This is a genomic window from Corallococcus exiguus (genome assembly GCF_009909105.1).
Lineage (GTDB): Bacteria > Myxococcota > Myxococcia > Myxococcales > Myxococcaceae > Corallococcus > Corallococcus exiguus.
Window position 1 is genome coordinate 417,765 of record NZ_JAAAPK010000010.1, and the last position, 19,122, is coordinate 436,886.

Consider the following 19,122-nt stretch of genomic DNA (forward strand, 5'->3'; position numbering starts at 1 on the left):
CCTCTACTTCTGGGACGGGTCCTTCGCGGGGGCTGGCGTCTTGAACGTCTCCTTCGCGACGTTCATCGCGGAGAGGGCCTTGGGCCAGCCACAGTAGAAGGCCAGGTGCGTGAGCGCCTCGACGAGCTCCGGCTCCGAGACGCCGTTCTCCCGGGCCTTCTTCAGGTGGAAGGGCAGCTGTTCGGTGTTGCCGCCCATGGTGAGCGCGGCGACGGTGACGAGGCTGCGGTCGCGAGGCGCGAGCTCCGTGCGCTCCCAGACGTCGCCAAACAGCACGTCATCCGTGAGCTGCACCATCTTGGGCGCGAAGTCGCCCATCTGCTTCTTCAGCGCGGACGGTTCCTTCTTCATGTTCATGGCTCCCTGGGCCGCGGACGGCCCCTTGGCGTACTGCTCGTCGCTGACCTTCTCCAGCCAGGTCACGTTCTTGCCGTCGAGCTCCTCCTGGACGGCGATGTGGCTCATCCGGGTGGTCGCCGTGGTGCCGTGCCAGTGCTTGACGCCCGCGGGGATCCGCACGACGTCGCCCTCCCGGAACTCCTGAACGGGGCCGTCCCAGCGCTGGATCCATCCGGTACCGGCCGTGACGACGAGGGTCTGTCCCAGAGGATGGACATGCCACGCGGTACGGGCACCGGGCTCGAAGGTGACGGAGCCACCCGTCGCCCGCCCGGGCGGCTTCGCTCCGAAGAGGGCTTGCCGGTGCACGGTGCCGGTGAAGTGCTCGGCCTCCGCCAGCTCCACTGGCCGCGAGCCGCCGCGCGAGATGGCGATCTCCGGGCCTCCCTGGACCGGTGTCGCCGCCATCGGGGACCCGAGGGGGAGGGCCAAGGCGAAGAGGACGCATGACAGAGGTCTCATGCTTGAAGGGGTACGCCCGTATCCCGCCCGTGGCCAGGAGGCCGGACGTGAATGGGCTTTGAACCCAGGTTTGACAATGAGGGCGATGTGAAGCTCTACACCCGGGCTTCAATCCCTTTGCGACGGGATGGTTCGCGTGTGAGGCATTGGATTGCGCGCGCATGCTTGTTTTCGATATTCAGGCAGGCGCGGTTCTCACCGAGAGGAGTTCCCGATGCTGACGCGTATCGTGAAGAGTGCTTTCGTTGTGATGGGACTGTCCCTGGCGCTGGCCTGCGGTGGAACGGAGACGGCGGACGTCGACCCGACGGAAGGCGTCTCTGCCGATGTCCAGGCGCCCACGACGGACGCGGTCTCGGATGACGTCTCCGCCCAGAACAAGCCGGGCTGTGGTGCCTGGAAGCAGCCGTGTTGCGAGTTGAAGTACTGCAACCAGGGTTACGAGTGTGATCCCTCGACCCTGAAGTGCCTGCTCTAAAGCCACTCCAACCGCCGGCCATCTGGGTCATGATGGCCGGCACATGGAAGGGCCGCGAATGAGATACCTGCTGCTCCTGCTCCCGCTGCTTTCGAGCTGTGCCTCGTCACCCAGAAGTGAGGCCCCTCGGGTCTCCGACACCGACCGGATCATCCAGGAACTCTGCGGCAAGCAGATGGCGCTGCTGGGGGAGGACTCCTACCACGGCAGTGCAAGGACCGTGGCCTTCAAGGTGGAGCTGACCCGCAGGCTGGTGGAGGAGTGCCAGTTCGACGCCTTCTTCATCGAGACAGGCACCTATGACTTCCTCCGCATCCAGTCGCTGCTGAAGGCGGGCCAGTCTGTCAGCGATGACATGCTCGTGGCTGCCATTGGCGGGATGTGGGCCAGTCCGGAGATGGCACCCCTGATTCCGTTCCTGTCCGGGCGGCTCCGGGCGGGCAGCCTCGCGGTCGGCGGAATCGATGATCAGCTCAACAGGGGCACCTGGGCGCAGAACGAGATGGCGCGTGAGCTCATCCCCTTGTTCAACAGCTCGGGGCAGGCGGAGTGCGGAGTGAAGCTCGAACGGCACCTGGCCTGGCGGTATGACGACGCCCACCCGTACACAGCGGAGACCGCGAACGTCCTCCTGGGCTGCCTGAAGGATTGGGAGTCGGCGCTCTCCAGGCCCGGAACACCCGCGACACTGGAGCAGCTGCAGATGGCCCGCAATCTGGTGCGGAACTTCACCCGTGAGGCCGCCGTGCGGGCCCGGGCGCTGGAGCAGCCTGATGGGCCTCGGGACTGGAGCAATGAGAACGCGCGAGATCGCTCCATGTTCATGAATCTGGAGTGGCTCCTGTCCCAGTCCTCCCAGCCCCGAAAGGCCATTGTCTGGACCGCCACGGTTCATGCCGCGAAGGACATGACGCGCGTGGAGGCGGACGATCGGCAGCGGATTCCCCTGGGGACCTATGTCCGTGAGCGGTTCGGGGAGCAGTCCTTCGTGCTGGGGTTCTCCGCGAACTCCGGGAGCCATTCCCTCGGCGCGAGTGCCCGAACGTTTGTCCTCGCACCCGCGACCCCCGATTCGCTGGAGGCCGAGGCGTTCGCGAACCACACCGGGGACACCCGATATCTGGATGGGCGCCAGCTTCGTGAGCTGGGGCCCAGGGTGGCCCGTCCCCTGACCTATACCTCGTGGATGAAAGCCCCCTGGGCAACGGTCATGGATGGGCTGCTCATCGTCCGGGAGGAAACCCCTTCGCGCCCGACCCAGCTGTGAACGCGGCCCCATTCCCGCTGTCCGGGCGCACGTGCTCCGAGGTCGCTGTCGCGGCGTCAGAGAATGCTCTTGCCGAGCGCCAGCATCACCTCGATGAAGCGCCGGTCGGCGAGGAGCAGGGGCACCATGGGCGCCATGGCCGCGACGACGACGGCCAGCGCCGCGCGGATGTCCACCGGGAACCAGCGCATGCCTCGCGCGACGTTGAAGGACGTATTCAGGTCCGTTTGCGAGGAGAACTCGGGCGCGCCCAGCGGGTCCAGTCCCTGCGGTAGCTCGTGGTGGAACCACCGCCGCTCGAAACGCCGCGAGTGCCAGGCCGCCACGCCCGAATAGGAATGGTCCCCCCTTCGCTTCGCCAGCAGGAGCTGACGGAAGAAGAACATCAGCGGCGAGAAGACGACGGCAAGGCAGATGAGCGCGAAGGCGAACAGGTGAAGGGCGTAGCCCGTGAAGTTCGCGGTGGAGGCGTGCGCCAGGCGCTGCGCGGTGAGCGTGGCGGACAACGCGAGGACGATGACCGAGAAGCTGGCCTGGCTTGTGCCCAGGAAGCCCAGGCCGCCCGCCGAGTCCGGATGGGTGGGCACGAAAGAGAGCGGCAGCCTGGAGACCTTGAACAGGAATATCGCCCATAGGATCGCCCGCCACAGCCAGCGCAGGAGCAGGAACCGGATGATCGGCATGCTCACCGCGAGGTACCACCACCCGGCCAGGGTGAGCGGGCCCCCAGGCTCCGCATGGAGCCAGGCCGGACGGTTCGGCAGGTAGGGCAGGTGCACGAAGGACGCGGCGAAGGAGAGGACCATCAACCCGGCCTCGATGACGCCGCTTCGCCGCCCCCGCATCGCGTCGCGAGCAATGGCCTCGTAGCGGGGCAGGTGCTGCGCATCAATCATCTCCGAGATGACGAAATGGCGCACGGCCGCCGCGAGGCGCATGTCGATGTATCCATCCGCCGCGACGAGTAGCGGCAGGGACACCAGGAACTCGACATGGGTCGCCACGTTGCGCAGGAAGGCGTGTGCCGTCGGCCCACCCTCCAGGAGAGACAGGACGAGGAGCGGCAGCCAGCTCACCAGCATCAGGCTGGCGACGCGCACGGGCATCGAGACCCGGTCGAGACGGGGGAAGCGGTGCCGCCGGTCGAGTGATGTTCCCTGGACCAGCGAGAAGTCGAGCAGCGAGGCGGGGACGTCCATGGCAATCCAAAAGCTGTGCCGTGGGTGCGTCTCCTGCCAGTCCGCGAAGCAGTCAGGCCGTGCGAAGGCAGGTCACCCGCCGCGCTGACGCGGGCATGCAGCCGTTCAGTCGTTTCCGTCCTGGTGGGAGCGCTGACGCATCAGCTCGAGCAGGGCCAGCGCATCGCCGCCCTGGCCCGCGAGCGCTTCCATCATTCCCGCCTGGTCTTCCGCGGAGCGGTTCTGGCCCAGCTTGAACTTGCCCTGCAATTCCTCGATGGGCAGCTCGAAGCCGACGATGTGCTCCAGCAGCTGCGCGCGGACCTCCTCCGGCAGGTGGGCCGCGTGGCCGGGGGCTCCGCTCGCGGGCTCGTACTCCGCCAGCATCCTGTCGATCAGCTTCGACAGCTCCGCCTGCGTGTCGATGATTCGCGGACGGCCGAGCGCGTGAACCACCGCGTAGTTCCACGTCGGCGCGGAGGGCTGCACCTTGTACCAGGTGGGTGAGATGTACGCGTGGGGCCCATGGAAGACGCAGAGGGCTGGCCGCTCGCCGTCGAAGTCCTTCCAGTGTGGGTTGGCGCGCGCCAGGTGCCCCAGCAGCGTGCCCTTGTCGCCCCGGTCCGGCACCAGCATGAGCGGCAGGTGCGAGACGTTGATCCCCGAGCCGTGCGAGATGACCGTGCTGAATGCGTGCTGCTTCATGAACGCGTGCAGCGTGGAGAGGTCCGGCTCCTGGAAGCTTCGGGGCGTGTAGAGCATGCGGTCCGCACAGCCTTGCACGCCCCCGTGGGCGGGAGAAGCAGGGGGGCTACGGCCTGCGGGCCTGCTCTTGCGACGGCAGGCCCAGGGCGGCCGCCAGTTCGGTGAGCTTCGCCTGCACCTTGCGCATGTTCTCCGGTCCCATGCGCAGCAGGTGCTTCTCCGCCGCACCCAGCGCTTCCAGGTTCGGATCCGCGTAGACGTAGAGCGCTCCCTTCGTCGTGAGTTCCGGAGGCGTCTTGGGGACGGAGACCCGGGTGAGACGTCCGATGGCCTGCGACAGGGTCGCATCCAGGCTCCGGCCCGGCGGGGCCAGCTCCGCGTGGGCGGCGTCCAGCAGCGGCTTGAGCTCCTGATACACCTGTCCCGCCTTCTTCGCGTCCAGCGAGGTGATGACGCGGGCCACGCCGTCGTAACGGGTATGGCTTTCCGACGCCGCCACCGTGTGGCCGTGACGCTTTGTCACGCGGAAGGTCCCGGTGGGCGCCATGAAGGAAAGCGGCATGCGCGGGCTCTGGCCTTCGGCAACCAGGTTCACGGACGCGGCGAAGCGGCGGGACAGGTCCTCGGAGGACAGCCAGCGCGCGTAGTCCGCGTCGCTGGAGAGTCCCTTCAACAGGTCCCTCACGCGAACGTCGGTGCCGGAGAGCTGCACCGCCGGGGGCGGAGGCGGTGCCGGAGGCGTGGGCTCGGCGATTGTCGGCGTGGGGGCGGGAGGCGGCTCCGACGTGCGCAGGAAGAAGTAGCTCGAACCGCCCAGGAGCGCCACGACGGCGGCGATGCCCAGGGGCCAGCGCAGGGTACGGATGACAGACGGCGGGAGGGGGGCGTTTTCGCTGGAGCTCATGTGAGTGGGGTCGCGGTGAGGGTTCGAAAAAGGCTTACAGATCGCCGGCGCGGGCCTGTTCGGCCAGGCGGAAGGAGAACTCCGCGCGGCGGTTCTTCTCCGGGGCGTTCGGGTCCGCGGGCCGCTCTTCTCCGTAGGAGATGACGGAGATGCGCCCGGGCTCGACGCCCAGGTTCACCAGGTAGGCGCGCACGCTGGCGGCGCGGCGCTGGCCCAGCGCGATGTTGTATTCCGTCGTGCCCAGCTCACAGGTGTGGCCCGCCACCGTCACCTTCGCGAGGCCTCGCTGACGCAGGGCCTGGGCGATGCGCGACAGCTCGTCGGTGGCCTCCGACGGGAGCATGGAGGAGTCGAGTGGGAAGTAGATGGGCGAGGCGTTGAGCGCCGCGAGCGCCTGCTCCTCGTCGTCGGGCGTGGGCCGCGCCGCGTTGCCACGGTCGCTGGCGGTCGGGGCCGGCGGGTGGGTCGCCGCGTCGGCGGTGCTCGTGTTGGCCGCGCGCCTCGCGCAACCGGTGAGGCCAATCACTGACAGCAGGAGGACCAGGTGGGTTCGGTTCATGCCCTGATACATGAGCAAGGGCTGTGCCGCGGTCCTTCCGTCTGGAGTCTCGCGCGCGGTGGCGCGATGACTCGCAAAGCGCGTCGTTCTAGCGTTGCGAAACGCCGCTGTCGGTCTTCTCCCTGCGGTGGATGGTGGAGACATCAATCCCCAACAGCTCCGCCGCGCGCGTCTTGTTGCCTCCACAGCGGGCGACCACCCACGCGATGTATTCACCCTCCAGCTGTCTCAGCGGCACCACCTGTCCGTGGGCCGCGGCCAGCGGGTGGACCTCCGGCGCGGCCTCCGAGGTGTGCAGGCGCAGCTGGGCCAGGTCCACGGTGGGCTGCGCTCCCAGGACAACCAGGCGCTCGACCAGGTTCTCCATCTCCCGCACGTTCCCGGGCCAGGGCATGCGCGAGAGCGTGGCCACGACCTCCGGGGCCAGGGCGGTGACGGAGGAGCGCGGATTGCGGGCGCGGGCCTGCGCCACGAAGTGCTCCGCGAGGTTCGGGATGTCCTCCGTGCGCTCGCGCAGCGGCGGCACGCGGAGTGAGACGACGTTGAGCCGGTAGTAGAGGTCCGCCCGGAAGCGGCCTTCCTTCACCCGCGCGTCCAGGTCCTGATGCGTGGCGGCCAGGATGCGCACGTCCACGCGGCGCGAGCCATCCGCGCCCACTGCGCGAACTTCGCCGTCCTGGAGGACGCGCAGCAGCTTCGCCTGGAGCTCCGGAGGCATGTCCCCGATTTCGTCGAGGAAGAGCGTGCCTCCGTCCGCTTCCACGAAGAGGCCCCGGCGCGTGGTGGTGGCGCCGCTGAAGGCGCCCTTGATGTGGCCGAACAGCTCGCTCTCCAGCAGGGCGTGGGGCAGGGCGGTGCAGTTGACCGCCACGAAGGGCGCCTGACTCCGGGGCCCTTCGGAGTGGAGCGCCCTGGCGACCAGCTCCTTGCCGCTGCCGCTCTCGCCTCGGATGAGCACCGGCGCCTCCGAGGCCGCCACGCGGTCGATGAGCTCGTAGAGCGTCCGCATGGGCACGCTGTGTCCCAGGAGCGAGCCCAGGCCGCCGCGCTGGGCCACCTGTCGCTTGAGGTCGCGGTGCTCGGTCCTCATGCGGCGGGACTCCAGCGCGCGCCCGACGTGGAGCAGCACCTCGTCCAGGCGGAAGGGCTTGGTGAGGTAGTGGTAGGCGCCGCGCTTCATCGCCTCCACGGCGCTCTCCACCGCGCCGAAGGCCGTCATGAGGAGCACCGGGAGCTCCGGGTCGTGCCGGCGCGCCGCCGCGAGCACGTCCAGCCCGTCCACCTCTTCCATGCGCAGGTCGCACAGGACGACGTCGTAGACGCGGGCCCTCAGCTGGGCGATGGCGTCCGCGCCCCCCGTGGACAGGTCCACGCGGTAGCCCGCGTCCGTGAGGGGCTCCTTCAACATCTGTCCCATCTCCTCGTGGTCATCCACCACGAGGATGCGCGCACTAGACGGCATGCCGTTCCTCCCAGCCGGGCGCGGCGGCCACCGGCCACCGCAGCGTGAAGACGGTGCCCCGGCCGGGCTCGCTTTCGACCCCCACCTGGCCACCGTGGTTGCGGACGATCTGCGCCACTACACTGAGTCCCAGGCCCGTGCCCTGGCCCCGCTTCTTGGTGGTGAAGAAGGGGTCGAACACCTGGTGCAGGTGCTCCGGCGCGATGCCCCGGCCATCGTCCTGGACGCGGATCTCCACCGCCGGGGTGTCTCCCGCCATGCACGTCGTGGCGCTCAGTCGCACGTGGCCTCCGGGGCTGCACGCGTCACAGGCGTTGAGGGCGAGGTTGAGGAGCACCTGCTGGAGTTGATCCGCGTCCGCCGCGAGGCTGGGCAGCCGCTCGGGCACGTCCAGCTCGAAGTGGACGTGCCGCCTTTCTGCCTCCACGTCGAGCAGCTCCTGGAGGCCCCGCACGAGCGGCGCCAGGGGGACGACGCCGGCCCGCGCGGGTTGCAGGCGCGACAGGTCCAGGAGCTGGCGGATGATGCGGCTCACCCGGTCGATCTGCGTGACGATGGAGTTGAGGCCCCGGCCCTGCGGGTGCTCCACGCCGCCCACCTTCTGGAGCATGTATTCGGCGTGGCCCCGGATGATGCCCAGCGGCGTGCCGATTTCATGGGCCACGCCCGCGGCGAGCACGCCCACCGTGGCCAGCTTCTCCGCGCGCAGGAGTTGGTCCTCCAGCATGCGCACGTTGCTCAGGTCCTCCAGCACCAGCAGCGTGCTCGCCTCTCCGTCGCCGTGCTCCAGCGGGACGGCGTGGACGTTGAACTGGTCCTTGTCGTTGAAGAGGCTGAGCGGTTCGCCGTGCAGGCTGTGCACGGCGCCCTTGTCCCGCGCGGCCAGCACCATCGCCGTCAGCCGCTGCACCGCGGCCATGGGCGCGGTGGGGAAGGCCTCCGGGAGGGTGCTCCCCACGGCGGTGGCCGGCAGGCGCGCGCGCAAGGCCTGGTTCACGGCGCTGATGCGGCCTTCGCGGTCCAGGGCCAGGATGCCCGTGGGGATGTGGTCGAGGATCTTCTGTGTCTTCTCGTGCAGGTGCGCGAACTTCGCGGCGTGGCGAAGGCTCTCCTGGAGCGCCACCTCCCGGCGGTTGGCGAGCACCACGTAGGTCCCGAACGCGACCAGGAACACCGCCACGAGGAGCGCGGCCAATGACAGGCGCAGCACCAGGGTGCGCTCGTGGGCGCGCAGGGCGCTGGTGGAGGAGAGCGTGGCCACGGACCAGGAGGCCTCGCCTCGCATGCGCAGGGGACGGAACGTGGCCACCGCGTCCGCGGACCCCAGGCCCAGGCGCGAGGCCTCCGCCTCGTTGATCCGCAGCGACCCGGACGCGCCCGCGCGCATCCGCGCCACCAGGGTGCGCAAGCCCGGCACGAGCTTCCCCTCGGGTTCACCCAGCCGCCGGTGCCAGGACGCGAGCGCCGGGTCGCTCATGGGCGCGGGCGTGCCGTGGGCGCCCAGGAGGAGCAGCCGCGTGTTCTCCTCCACCGTCACCATGCGCAGCGGCGCGAAGATGGGTTCGGTGTCCACGAGGATGGCGACGACGCCTCCGCCTCCGGGCGTGTCGGAGTCGATGCGGATGGCGAAGACGCGCATCCAACCGGAGGACGCGCCTTCGATGGGGGGCGAGGGGATGACGTGCCCCACCGGAGCCGTGAGCGCCTGCCGCGCGGTGTCCGCGAGCGCCGGAGGATGGACGGCCTCCCTCGGCAGGTGGCGCGACTTGTGGTCGACCAGGAAGAGCCGCTCCTCGCCGTCCGGACCCAGCACGGCGATGGCCCGGTACTGGCCCACGGACTCCAACAGGGCACGCAGCTCGTTGTGATGGTCTCCGGCGGACCCGGGTTGGGCGAGCAGCTCGCTCGCGAAGCGCAGGTTGTCCCCCAGGTCCTCCAGCGACCGGGCGACGCCACTGGCGGCCTCCTCCAACTGGGCCTGCCGGTCGCGCCCGAACTGCTCCACGAGCGCCTGCCGGTCGCGCTGGATGAACCACACGGCTCCGCCCGCCACGCTGGCCAGGGCAACGAGCAGGAGGACGAGGGGGGCGAGGAGGCGGTGCATGGAGTGCGAGGGAGTCCACACAACGCAAGGCTCGGGCCAGCCGTTCCCTCCAGGGGCGGGCGCCTTGCATCGCGCCGCGACCGCCGCAAATCACCACACCGGGGCTGGCACTTTGCCGGACCTGCCCGGGGCCACCCCCTGGCGGGCCTGGGCTAGAGTGGCCGCCCCCTCAGAAGGAGTGAACATGAGCCAGAACCTCTACGACATCCCCCTCAAAGGCATCGACGGCGCTCCCCGGACGCTCGGTCAGCACAAGGGCAAGGTCCTGCTGGTGGTGAACGTCGCCTCCAAGTGTGGCCTGACGCCCCAGTACGAAAGCCTGCAGAAGCTCTACGCGAGCCGCCAGGGACAGGGCCTGGAGGTGCTGGGCTTCCCCGCGAACAACTTCAATGGGCAGGAGCCGGGCAGCGAGGCGGAGATCCAGCAGTTCTGCACCTTGAAGTACGACGTGACCTTCCCGCTGTACTCGAAGATCTCCGTGGCGGGGAAGGACAAGCACCCGCTCTACCACGCGCTGACGGGAGCCATCCCGGATGCCACGGGCGACGGGCCCATGCGCGCGAACCTCAAGGGCTACGGCATCAAAGCCAACCCGAAGCCGGAGGTGCAGTGGAACTTCGAGAAGTTCCTCATCGGCCGGGATGGCCGCGTCGTGGGCCGCTTCGCTCCGGACGTGACGGCGGAGGATCCGCGCCTGGTCCAGGCCATTGACGCGGCGCTGGCGAAGCCGGCCTGAGGTCAGGCTTCTGGCGCCGGACCTTGAGTCCGTCCGCAGGCGCGGTTGGCCGGGACGGCCAGGTCGATCTTCTTGGGGTGGGGCAGGTGGAGGTTGTCCATCACCTCGATGAACTCCTCGCGGCTCCTTCCCGCGACCCGCGGGTTGTGGCGCTTCTCCTCGCCGATGCTCGTCACCGTGTTCCCGTGGTAGTCGTGCGCGGGGTAGACGAGCGTCGCGTCCGGGAGCTGGAAGAGGACGCGGGTGATGGAGTCGTAGAGCTGGCTCGCGCTCCCGTTCTGGAAGTCGGTGCGGCCGTTGCCCCGCACCATCAGCGCGTCCCCGGTGAACACGCGGTCGCCCAGCAGGTAGCTCACGCTGTCGTCCGTGTGGCCCGGCGTGGCGAGCACCTGGAAGGTGCACCGTCCGACGTGCACCGTGTCGCCGTGCCGCACCTGGATGTCGGCGCAACGGGCCCCGCCTGTCCCGGCCACCACCTGGCACTGCGTGCGCTCCCGCAGCGTGCCGGACGCGGTGACGTGGTCCGCGTGCACGTGGGTGTCGAAGACGTGGGAGAGGACGAGCCCCAGCTCGCTGACGAGCCGCAGGTCGCGGTCCACCTGCTCCAGCACCGGATCGATGAGCACGGCCTGGCGCGTGGCCTCGTCACCGATGAGGTACGTGTAGGTCGAGGACTCGGAGTCGAAGAGCTGGCGGAAGAGCATGTCGGAATCTCCGTTGCACGGGGGCCGCCGGCGGAGCGGGGGATTCAGCGCAGCGCACGGAGTGTCCGCTGGAACGCGGGCTCCGAGAAAGGGACGTCCTTCGATATTTGATGTGGTCTAGCCAACGCGCACTCGCCTCGCAGGGCAGCTGGCGCGGTGGGGGTGTCGTGGGCAGGCTCGCGGCGTGCTCTCATGACCGCTCACTTGTCCGCGCGCCTCGAGGCGTCCCCATCCCGCAAGCCTTCGTCCGTCTCCGAGCACCATCGGGTGCTGATCATCGGCGGCGGCACCGCGGGCATCACGGTCGCGGCGCGGCTGCGGCGCAAGGGCGTGCAGGGTGTCGCCGTGCTCGAGCCCTCGGCGCAGCACTTCTACCAGCCGCTGTGGACGCTGGTGGGCGCTGGCGCCGCGGACATCGCGAGCACCGTGCGGCCGGAGGCGGACTACATCCCGGAGGGGACGCGGTGGATCCAGGACCGGGCGGAGGAGGTGGACCCCGTCCGTCAGCAGGTGCTCACGCTCGGAGGCGCGCGGCTGATCTATGACTTCCTGGTGGTCGCTCCGGGAATCCAGCTGGACTGGGATCGGGTGCGCGGCCTGCGCGAGGCGCTGAAGACGCCGTTCGTGTCCAGCAACTACGACTTCCGGCTGGCGCCGAAGACGTGGGAGATGGTGCGGGCGTTCCAGGGCGGCACGGCGCTGTTCACCCATCCGGCCACGCCGGTGAAGTGCGCAGGGGCGCCGCAGAAGATCATGTACCTGGTGGCGGACCATCTGCGCCGGAGCGGGCTCGCGGAGAAGTCACGGGTCGTGTTCGGCTCGGGGGGCAAGGTGCTCTTCGCGGTGCAGCCCTTCGCGCGCGTGCTGGAGGGCGTCGTGGAGCGCTACGGCATCGAGACGCACTTCGGCCACGACCTGGTGGAGGTGCGCGCGCACACCCGTGAGGCGCTCTTCGCGGTGACGCGCGACGGACGCGGGGAGGTGGTGACGGTGGGGTACGACCTGCTGCACGTCACGCCTCCGCAGAGTGCGCCGGACTTCATCAAGCGCAGCGCGCTGGCTCATGCAGACGGCCCGAACGCGGGCTGGGTCAAGGCGCACAAGCACACGCTCCAGCACCCCGACCATCCGAACGTCTTCGCCATTGGAGACGCGAGCGACCTGCCCACGTCGCGCACGGGCGCCGCCGTCCGGGCGGAGGCGCCCGTGCTCGTGGAGAACCTGGTGGCCGTGATGGAGGGGCGGGAGCCCACCGCGCGGTACGACGGCTATGCGTCCTGTCCGCTGGTGACGGGCTATGGGCGGATGCTGCTCGCCGAGTTCGACTACGACGGCCGGCCCGCGCCGAGCCTTCCGTTCATCAACACCTTCGTGGAGCGCCGCGACCTGTGGCTGCTCAAGAAGTACGGACTGCCGCGCCTGTACTGGGACTGGATGCTTCGTGGCCGCGCGTGAACACTGGAGGAAGTGACCGCTCGACGGTGGGGCCTGCTCGTGCGACCGTCCTGGACGTGACGCCCTACGACAAGATCTTCGAGAACAACAAGCTCTGGGCGGAGGAACAGCTCCGCACGGATCCGGACTACTTCACCAAGCTGTCGGTGTCGCAGCAGCCGGACTTCCTCTACATCGGCTGTTCGGACAGCCGCGTGCCCGCCAACCAGATCATGGGGCTGGCGCCGGGTGACGTGTTCGTGCACCGCAATGTCGCGAACCTGGTCAACAACGTCGACCTGAACGTGATGTCGGTCATCAACTACGCCGTCCGGCAGCTGGACGTGAAGCACATCATCGTCTGCGGCCACTACGGTTGCGGCGGCGTGCGCGCGGCGATGCAGCCCAAGGACCTGGGCATCCTCAACCCCTGGCTGCGCAACATCCGCGACGTGTACCGGTTCCACAAGCAGGAGCTGGACGGCATCGCGGACGAGACGAAGCGCTACGAGCGGCTGGTGGAGCTCAACGTCCTGGAGCAGAGCATCAACATCATCAAGACGGCCGCCGTGCAGAAGTCCTACCTGGCGCGGGGCTTCCCCATCGTGCACTCGTGGGTGTTCGACCTGCGCAACGGCATCCTCCAGGACCTGAAGCTGGACTTCGTCCAGACGCTGCACAGCATCCAGGAGGTCTACGACCTCACGAAGGAGTGAGGCCGCAGTCCCTCGGGGTTTATTGCTTCCACACCATCCGCTCTCCTTCGGCCTGGCAGTGCCCTCGCTGAAGGAGCAGCGTCAGTCCGGCTTCCAGGACCGGGATGACCGCCCGGGTCAGCCGCTGGATGCCGAAGCAGCGGGCTGTTTCGCGGAGCAGGTCTTCGCGTTCCAGCGACAGGGCCTGGGTGAGCACGGCCGCCGCGGCGTTGGCTACCTCCTCCGGGGGAAGGTGAGCGGCCTCGCGTTCGGGATGCGCGCCACGAAAGCCTGAGTACCGCGCCGGCCCCCGGCTGGTGGACCAGAGGAACTCCTCCTGGATCGTCACGGTCCCGCGCTTCGCGAGCGCCTGGAGCTGTTCCTCCAGCCTCTTGCGCACGCGGGGCGTCAGCTTGGTCAGACCCCAGGCATCCAGGACGCGCCTGGCCAGCAGGTCCTCGTGGAGCGGTGCCTCCTGATCGATGACGGACTGGAGGTGCTCCCGCAGGGACGCGTCCGACGCGGTGGCGAAGAGGTCCGCTCCCTCCTTCATGGCGCGCAGGGTCGCCGGGACGTAGGCCTGGGCGGACGCGCTGGGACCGGCGACCACGGGCTGGGGCGTGGCCGGGGCGCTGGTGTGGGCTGGCTGGACCGGGGGCGGTTCCGCGGCGAGCGGGGGCGGAGCGGGCGCGGGCCGTGGCTGCTTCGCGTCCTCCAGTGCGCGTTGGACCGCTGCCTTCAAGGCCTCCAGCTGTCCCGGCCGGTCCTGCTCCCATCCCAGGGACCAGACGCGGTGCAGCCGCCAGCCCAGGCCTTGCAACACCTCGGAACGCAGCCGCTCGCGGTCCCGTGCGTTCGCCGCGGAGTTGTAGCGGAGGCCGTCGCACTCCACGCCCAGGATGTATTCGCCAGGGCGCTCGGGGTGGACGACCGCCAGGCCCACCCGGTAGCCGCCGCTCCCCACGTCGGTGTGCACCGTGCATCCAGCTTCGCGCAGCGCTTGCGCGACCTGCTGCTCCAGCGCGTCCGTCGGCTCGCGCTCGGCCGCGGCTGCCGCGAGGGCGTCCGCTTCAGCGGCCCGGCGGAGGAAGTCCCGCAGATGGCGCACGCCCACCGAGGCGGTCCGCGAGAGGTCGATCTGATCATGCGTCAGCGTGGAGTAGACCCGCAGGGCGCACCGCGCGCGGGTCACGGCGACGTTCAGGCGCCGCTCACCGCCCGCACGGTTCAGCGGACCGAAGCTCATGCGCAGCTTCCCCGTGGCGTCCTTCGCGTAGCAGATGCTGAAGAAGATCTCGTCCCGCTCGTCGCCCTGGACGTTCTCCAGGTTCTTCACGAAGACGGGCTCGGACGAGGCGAAATGCGCCTCGACCTCCGGGAAGCGCGCCCGCTCGGCTTCGAGCAGCTCGAGGATGACCTGCTGCTGGACGGCGCTGAAGGTGACGACGCCGAACGTCCGCTCGTGCGGTGCGTGGCGGCGCAAGGCCTTCACCAGATCCGCGACCAGCACCTCCGCTTCGCGGGGATTGATGGCGGCGGACTTCCCGCTCAGCTTGGACTGATAGACCCCATCCGGAACGTGGCGCCACTTGACGCCCAGGTCCTCCACGCGAGCACGCGCGGCGGGGAACACATGGAGGCGGCCCGCGTAGTACTGCCGGTTGCTGAAGTCGATGAGGCTGTCGTGCCGGCTGCGGTAGTGCCAGCCCAGCATCTGCTGGGGGAACTGCTTCGCCAGGGCCTCCTCCAGGATGCTCTCCAATTCGATGACGTCGTTCTCGTCCGGGATCGCCTCCGGGTCCTCGCCCCGGGTGAAGAAGGTGGTGGGCGGAAGCTGCTTGGAGTCGCCGACGATGAGGGCCTGGTCCGCGCGGGCCATCGCGCCGATGGCGTCGTGGGTTCCAATCTGCGAGGCCTCGTCGAAGACGAGCAGGTCGAAGCGACGGCCGTCCGCGGGCAGATACTGGGCGACGGAGAGCGGGCTCATGAGGAAGCAGGGCTTGAGCCGCCGGGACAGGCTGGGAATGGAGGTCAGCAGCTTGCGCAGCGGCATGTGTCCCCGCTTCTTGCGCAGCTCCCGCGAGAGGATGCCGGGCTCCGAGCTCTCCGCCGCGAAGGCGACGCCTGACGGCAACTTCTGCTCCAGCGTGGAGATCACCTGCTGGCGGGAGAGGACCACGTGCTCGCCGTCGAGCTGACGGAAGCGCTCCACCCGGGTGGAGTGGGCACGGGCCTCGAAGTCACGCAGCGCGGGCTCCCTGTCCCTCAGTGCATGGGTCCACGCGGTGAGGACCGCGCGCTCGAAGGCCGTGCCCAACTGCTCTTCCGTGAGGCCCTGGGCTTCCACCGCGTCCACGAACGGCCCATGGCCCAGCGCGCGGACCTTGTCGGCCTGGGCCTGGTGGAGGCACCACGTCCTCAGGGAGCGGAGTCCTGACTGCCAGGCGTCCAGCTGCCGGCGCAAGGAGGCGCGGTGGTGTGGTGTGGCGGTGCTCTCCCAGGTGCGGGTCTTCACCAGGGCGCTCAGCGCCTCCTCGGCACGCGTGAGGCGCTCCAGGGCACTTCGCAGCGCCTGGGTCTGGGTCGCCAGCAGCTCGCGGGAGGCCGCGTCCATGGGGACCTGGACCCGGTCGACGCCCAGGACTCCTCGAAGGTCGCGAACCCTCAACGCGCGGGTGGAGAGCCCCTCCACCGCTTCGGCGTGTGCCAGGTCCCGCGAAGGCACGCCCCGCAGCGTCGTCGCGAGCGCGTTGGCCTGGTCGGAGAGCCTCGGTCTCCACTCCTGCACCTGTCGCGCGGTGGCGAGGTCCTTCTCGATGTCGCGGTTGGAGGGCAGTCCCTTGGAGGCAAGTGACGCGAGCTGTTTCCGCGCGCTTCGCAGGAAGAAGAAGGCGAAGAGGAAGAAGGCCCCGGCCCACTTCTGGAACCGGGCGTGAAGGGCCGCCAGGTCCAGGGTGAGGAGCCCCGTCCCCCAGCGCGAGGCCAGCTGGGTTTCGCGAGTGGACTGCTCGCGCAGGGCGAGCGACTGCTCCTGGAGCTTTCGCGAAACCTCGGGCCACGCATCATCCAGCAGCGCGACGGAGGGCACCGGTCCACTGGCCAGGACCTCTCCCAACTCGACCAGGGGATGCAGACCCTGCGTCGAGCCGGGGACGTCGATGCCGGTGGAGGCCGCGAGCGCGGTGGCTGTCTGCTCCACGCCGTCGAGCGCGGCGCGGGTCTCGGTCAGGGAGTCTCGGAGCTGCTGCTCGAAGGCATGGGTCCACGTGACACCGCGAACCGACTGCCACGGATGCGGCCCCAGGGCCCTCAATGCGCGAAGCGTGCTGGCGAGTCCTTCCACTTCATGACTGGCTTCGCGGAAGCGCGCTTCCGTGAGGTCTCCAGGGGAAGGAAGGCTCAGGTGCACGTCCGGGGCATCCCCCAGGGACAGGAGCCGGCCGGTCGCGCCATAGAAGCTGAGCCCCAGGGGCCAGGGCCGATGGAGTGCCCGGACGTAGGCGTTGAGCGCCTCCCGCTGGGTGGTGAGTTCGTCTGAACGCGCCTTCCAGGGTGGGACGGGCGTTTGCCGGGTCCGCTCCCAGGCCCGGCCGAAGGACGCGAGCACTTCCTTCTTGTTGCTCTTGTGGCTGTGAAGCTCCAGGCAGAAGTCCTCGAGCCCCACGTCCCGGAGCCGCCGGTACACGACGTCCAGCGCCGCCATCTTCTCCGACACGAAGAGCACGCTCTTGCCCCGGGCAATCGCGGCGGCGATCAAGTTGGTGATGGTCTGTGACTTGCCCGTCCCCGGAGGTCCCTGGATGACGAACGAGCGTCCAGAGAGCGCGGAGGCGATGGTGGCGAGCTGCGTGGAGTCCGCGTTGACGACGCAGGGCAACTCCCCGGCCGGGACGTCGGCGTCCAGTTGCTCCGGTTGGAACTCCGTGCCGCTCGCGGGTGGCGCGGAGGTGCTGGCGGCGGCGATGTGGCGGACCAGCGGGTTGGAGAGAAGGACTTCTTCGTTGTCCTCCAGGTCCTTCCACATCAGGAACTTGGTGAAGGTGAAGAGCCCCACGTGGGCCTCTTCCAGCACCTCCCAGCCGGCCTGCTTCTGGATGGAGGTGCGGACGGCGCGGAGGATGGCGGGAACGTCCACCCCCTTCTCGTCGGGCTCGAGCGAAGTCAAGGCACTGACGTCGAGGCCGAACTCGCGCTTGAGCTTCTCCACCAGGGTGACGTTGCCCAGGGGCTCCTCGGGGAGCCGCTCGATGCGCAGTCGCTCACGGGCGCGGTCCAGGCGGAAGGCGACGGGGTAGAGCAGCAGCGGGGCGAGCCGCGCCGTCGAGGGGTCGCCCGGGTCGAACCACCGCAAGAGTCCGATGGCGATGTAGAGCGTCTGGGCGCCGCCTTCCTCCAGGTCCGTGCGTGCCGTGCGCTCCAGGTACCTGGCGCGGGACCAGAGTTCGGCTTCACGGAGCGGGGAGTGGATCAGTCCCTTGTCCAGGTCGCCGCGACGGCGGGTGGCGACCTCCTCCCCGGTGCCCCGGGCCTTCAGGAGCTTCGCTTCACGGGCATCGAGCGAGTCCATGTCCGGGGCGGGGATGATCTCGAAGGCCTCGCCTCCCGCCAGGCTGTCCTCGAACGCGCCGAGGTCCGGCATGTGGAGCTCCAGGGCGCTCCGCGTGTCGAGCCGGAAGTTGAGCAGCTTGTTGCGCAGCGTCAGGTCGAGCAGCTTCTCCTTCCAGCGGCTGAAGCGCGTGAGGACCTGGGCGCTCGGGGGTTTCGGTTCGACGGGTGGAGGCGCCGCCGCGGCGCTTTCGAGGATCGTCCGGATGCGCGCGTGCGCCGGCTCGGTCGACACCTGCTCAGCGGGCGGGGCCTCCACGGCGCGAAGGGGAAGCGGGCGGTAGCGATCGAACCGGAGGACGCTCACGTCGAGCGCGGCCACGAAGCGGCTGTCCTCCGAAAGGTGCTTGAGTCCTTCGCTGACGGCCCGCTCGAAGGGGGGACGCCCGGCGCCCACCGCCGTGGAGGAGTCGAAGGGGAGCAGGTGCCCCAGTGCGACGAGGTTGCGCAGCCGGGCCGCGTCCTCCACGAGCCCTTCCGGGAAGCGTTCGTCGATCAGCCACACCGCGGGGAACGCATGGCCCTGGACGAGCAGGAGCAGGGGGTGGAGGCCCATGGCCTCCAACGCGGAGGCGAAGAGGAGGGTGAGGTCCAGACAGCACCCCATGCGTTCCTGGAGGAGCTGATCCGGTAGCCGCACCTTCTGTCCATGAGACTCGAAGCTGGCGGGGAGCTCCACGTACCCGAGTTTCAAGGCCTGCACGGCTTCGTAGAGCGCGGCGGCCATGGCCCGAGCATGGCTGGGATTGCGCTTCTGGTAGCCGCTCAGGCCGCCGTCGCCCAGGGCCTGCTCCAGCAGGTTCCGCACATCCTTGAGCAGTTCGGGGATGACGGGATGGTTGGGCGTGACGAAGGTGGCGAGCAGGCCCAGCGGGGCGCGCGTTCCAGGCCAATGGTTGTAGGGGAGGACTTCGACATCCAGGGCTCCCTCGCGAAGGAGCGTGGCGTCCTCTCGAAGCGCCCATCGGAGTTGGGCCCGCTCCGCCTCCACGACCGAGCGCAGGCGCCCGGCGGGCAGGCGCAGGTCGATGACCCCGAGGTTGGCTTCCTCGCCCGGAGGCAGTGGCGGCACGGGGAGCTGAAGGGGCTCTCCCAGGTCGGGCAGCAACTGCAGCTCGAGTGTGGTCGGTCCCAGTGCCCGCTCACCTGTATTCCGGATGAGTGCCTCCCGGATGAGCGGAACGCCGCTCTGCTCCATGGCGAAGTTCAACGTGGGTGCGCTGAGCAGCTCCACTTGGACCGGAGGAACCGCCGGGACAGGAATGGCCGTGGACATGGGACCTCGTGTGCGGGTGGCCAAGGCGACACATCCCGCTGACCGCGACAGCATGCCACGCGTGCGGTTGTCCAAGGATCCACGGGGGAGGGCGGGGTCTTTTGGCCCCCCTCCCATGGGCGATGGACATGCCTCGGAGGGAGTCTTTGCGTGG

At 69.3% G+C, this 19,122-nt stretch carries 14 protein-coding genes; 5 read left to right on the top strand and 9 right to left on the bottom strand.

Going from position 1 to position 19,122, the window contains the following annotated elements; all coding sequences use genetic code 11:
* Positions 1–3: 3 nt before the first annotated feature.
* Positions 4–807, bottom strand: coding sequence for a (R)-mandelonitrile lyase (locus GTZ93_RS32685; RefSeq protein WP_257978916.1), 804 nt, complete (start codon positions 805–807; stop codon positions 4–6).
* A 268-nt stretch (positions 808–1,075) separates the two neighbouring features.
* Here GTZ93_RS32685 and GTZ93_RS32690 point away from each other — a divergent pair, with 268 nt between their 5' ends.
* On the top strand, positions 1,076–1,339 hold the full coding sequence (locus GTZ93_RS32690) for a hypothetical protein (protein WP_139915126.1): 264 nt from the start codon (positions 1,076–1,078) through the stop codon (positions 1,337–1,339).
* Between the two features lie 58 nt (positions 1,340–1,397).
* The gene (locus GTZ93_RS32695; protein WP_139915125.1) at positions 1,398–2,606 is read left to right on the top strand and encodes an erythromycin esterase family protein; all 1,209 of its coding nucleotides are present in this window, start codon (positions 1,398–1,400) and stop codon (positions 2,604–2,606) included.
* A gap of 56 nt (positions 2,607–2,662) precedes the next feature.
* Here the strand turns inward: GTZ93_RS32695 and GTZ93_RS32700 are convergent, their stop codons facing one another.
* The 6 genes from GTZ93_RS32700 to GTZ93_RS32725 form a co-directional block, all read right to left on the bottom strand.
* Positions 2,663–3,805 (bottom strand): hypothetical protein, encoded by a 1,143-nt coding sequence (locus GTZ93_RS32700; protein WP_139915124.1) that lies wholly within the window; start codon positions 3,803–3,805, stop codon positions 2,663–2,665.
* A gap of 105 nt (positions 3,806–3,910) precedes the next feature.
* Positions 3,911–4,546, bottom strand: a complete 636-nt coding sequence (locus tag GTZ93_RS32705; RefSeq protein ID WP_139915123.1) for an FMN-binding negative transcriptional regulator — start codon at positions 4,544–4,546, stop codon at positions 3,911–3,913.
* 49 nt (positions 4,547–4,595) lie between these two features.
* Entirely contained in the window at positions 4,596–5,393 is a 798-nt protein-coding gene (locus tag GTZ93_RS32710; protein WP_139915122.1) for a DUF3014 domain-containing protein, read from the bottom strand.
* A gap of 34 nt (positions 5,394–5,427) precedes the next feature.
* Complete coding sequence (locus GTZ93_RS32715) at positions 5,428–5,952, bottom strand: OmpA family protein (RefSeq protein ID WP_139915121.1); 525 nt, start codon at positions 5,950–5,952, stop codon at positions 5,428–5,430.
* A gap of 88 nt (positions 5,953–6,040) precedes the next feature.
* Positions 6,041–7,414, bottom strand: coding sequence for a sigma-54-dependent transcriptional regulator (locus tag GTZ93_RS32720; protein ID WP_139915120.1), 1,374 nt, complete (start codon positions 7,412–7,414; stop codon positions 6,041–6,043).
* Entirely contained in the window at positions 7,404–9,518 is a 2,115-nt protein-coding gene (locus GTZ93_RS32725) for a sensor histidine kinase (protein ID WP_139915119.1), read from the bottom strand. The genes GTZ93_RS32720 and GTZ93_RS32725 overlap by 11 nt, the downstream gene beginning before the upstream one ends.
* A 184-nt stretch (positions 9,519–9,702) precedes the next feature.
* Between GTZ93_RS32725 and GTZ93_RS32730 the strand changes: the two genes are divergently transcribed.
* The gene (locus GTZ93_RS32730; protein WP_139915118.1) at positions 9,703–10,254 is read left to right on the top strand and encodes a glutathione peroxidase; all 552 of its coding nucleotides are present in this window, start codon (positions 9,703–9,705) and stop codon (positions 10,252–10,254) included.
* 2 nt (positions 10,255–10,256) lie between these two features.
* Here GTZ93_RS32730 and GTZ93_RS32735 read toward each other — a convergent pair whose 3' ends face one another.
* Positions 10,257–10,958, bottom strand: a complete 702-nt coding sequence (locus GTZ93_RS32735) for an MBL fold metallo-hydrolase (RefSeq protein ID WP_139915117.1) — start codon at positions 10,956–10,958, stop codon at positions 10,257–10,259.
* A 192-nt stretch (positions 10,959–11,150) separates the two neighbouring features.
* Between GTZ93_RS32735 and GTZ93_RS32740 the strand changes: the two genes are divergently transcribed.
* On the top strand, positions 11,151–12,413 hold the full coding sequence (locus tag GTZ93_RS32740; RefSeq protein ID WP_139915116.1) for an NAD(P)/FAD-dependent oxidoreductase: 1,263 nt from the start codon (positions 11,151–11,153) through the stop codon (positions 12,411–12,413).
* Positions 12,410–13,108, top strand: a complete 699-nt coding sequence (locus GTZ93_RS32745) for a carbonic anhydrase (RefSeq protein WP_257978915.1) — start codon at positions 12,410–12,412, stop codon at positions 13,106–13,108. Before GTZ93_RS32740 ends, GTZ93_RS32745 begins: the two co-directional genes overlap by 4 nt.
* Positions 13,109–13,127: 19 nt before the next feature.
* Here the strand turns inward: GTZ93_RS32745 and GTZ93_RS32750 are convergent, their stop codons facing one another.
* Positions 13,128–18,968: a DUF3320 domain-containing protein gene (locus tag GTZ93_RS32750; protein WP_161663189.1), complete on the bottom strand. Its 5,841-nt coding sequence runs from the start codon at positions 18,966–18,968 to the stop codon at positions 13,128–13,130.
* Positions 18,969–19,122 lie beyond the last annotated feature (154 nt).

Coding starts and splice junctions, on each gene's coding strand:
- GTZ93_RS32685 (WP_257978916.1), bottom strand. CDS start 807: ATGGCGGCGACACCGGTCCAGGGAGGCCCGGAGATCGCCATCTCGCGC.
- GTZ93_RS32690 (WP_139915126.1), top strand. CDS start 1,076: ATGCTGACGCGTATCGTGAAGAGTGCTTTCGTTGTGATGGGACTGTCC.
- GTZ93_RS32695 (WP_139915125.1), top strand. CDS start 1,398: ATGAGATACCTGCTGCTCCTGCTCCCGCTGCTTTCGAGCTGTGCCTCG.
- GTZ93_RS32700 (WP_139915124.1), bottom strand. CDS start 3,805: ATGGACGTCCCCGCCTCGCTGCTCGACTTCTCGCTGGTCCAGGGAACA.
- GTZ93_RS32705 (WP_139915123.1), bottom strand. CDS start 4,546: ATGCTCTACACGCCCCGAAGCTTCCAGGAGCCGGACCTCTCCACGCTG.
- GTZ93_RS32710 (WP_139915122.1), bottom strand. CDS start 5,393: ATGAGCTCCAGCGAAAACGCCCCCCTCCCGCCGTCTGTCATCCGTACC.
- GTZ93_RS32715 (WP_139915121.1), bottom strand. CDS start 5,952: ATGAACCGAACCCACCTGGTCCTCCTGCTGTCAGTGATTGGCCTCACC.
- GTZ93_RS32720 (WP_139915120.1), bottom strand. CDS start 7,414: ATGCCGTCTAGTGCGCGCATCCTCGTGGTGGATGACCACGAGGAGATG.
- GTZ93_RS32725 (WP_139915119.1), bottom strand. CDS start 9,518: ATGCACCGCCTCCTCGCCCCCCTCGTCCTCCTGCTCGTTGCCCTGGCC.
- GTZ93_RS32730 (WP_139915118.1), top strand. CDS start 9,703: ATGAGCCAGAACCTCTACGACATCCCCCTCAAAGGCATCGACGGCGCT.
- GTZ93_RS32735 (WP_139915117.1), bottom strand. CDS start 10,958: ATGCTCTTCCGCCAGCTCTTCGACTCCGAGTCCTCGACCTACACGTAC.
- GTZ93_RS32740 (WP_139915116.1), top strand. CDS start 11,151: ATGACCGCTCACTTGTCCGCGCGCCTCGAGGCGTCCCCATCCCGCAAG.
- GTZ93_RS32750 (WP_161663189.1), bottom strand. CDS start 18,968: ATGTCCACGGCCATTCCTGTCCCGGCGGTTCCTCCGGTCCAAGTGGAG.